Origin of the sequence: Actinosynnema sp. NPDC023658 (assembly GCF_040639995.1) — a bacterium.
Lineage (GTDB): Bacteria > Actinomycetota > Actinomycetes > Mycobacteriales > Pseudonocardiaceae > Actinosynnema.
The window spans coordinates 1-810 of record NZ_JBFAAX010000283.1; the positions used below are offsets into that span (position 1 = coordinate 1).

The 810-nt window shown below is 73.3% G+C and carries 1 protein-coding gene; it reads left to right on the forward strand.

Annotation, left to right across the window (positions count from 1 at the left end):
* Positions 1-174: 174 nt before the first annotated feature.
* Positions 175-810: extracellular solute-binding protein (locus AB0G02_RS23860; RefSeq protein ID WP_360797682.1), on the forward strand; the 636-nt coding region annotated here is incomplete at its 3' end.

Below are 810 nucleotides of genomic sequence, written 5' to 3' on the forward strand. Positions count from 1 at the left end.
GCACGCCGTGCGGGGCGAGCGGCCGGCCGCCGCCACCGCGTCGCCGCGCACCGGCCACAGCCACGCCAAGGACCGGAGGTCTGAACCACCTCCGATCTTGACACCGCCTCACGCAGCGGAGTAGGACCATCGCAGTCCGTAGAGGTCGCCTTCCCCCCTGAAGGGTGGAGCGAGATGCGTGGACGAGCGCTGGTCCTGGCAGTCGCCTTGTTCGCCACCGGTGCGTGCACCGCAGCCCCGACCCAGACCCCCGACCAGGTGTCACTCACCTGGTGGGACCACTTCGACCACTCCCCCACGGCGGACGAGGCCGTGGACCAACTGCTCGCCCGTTACGCGCAGGATCACCCCGGCGTGCGGATCGAGCGCACGTCCCTGCCCCGCCCCGAGTTCCAGGCGAAGCTGGCCCAGGCGACCGCGTCCGGGGTGTTCCCCGACATCGCCGCCGTCGACTCGACCGACCTGTCGCGGCTGGCCGCGGTCGACGCCCTGGCCGACCTGACGGACCGGTTCGCCGGGTGGGACCTGGCGCAGCGGTTCCTGCCGCCGGTGCGCGAGAGCGCCACCGTCGGGGACCGGGTCTACGGCGTGCCGCTGCGCAGCACCACCACCGCGCTGGTCTACAACCGGGACCACTTCACCGCCGCCGGCGTGGCCGGACCGCCGACGACCTGGGAGGGCCTGCGGGCCACCGCCGAGGCCCTGACCACCGCGGACCGCTCGGGCCTGTGCTTCGCGGGCAAGGACGACGACCTGACCACCACGTTCCTGCCGTTCCTGTGGCAGGCGGGCGGCGACGTCACCGACATC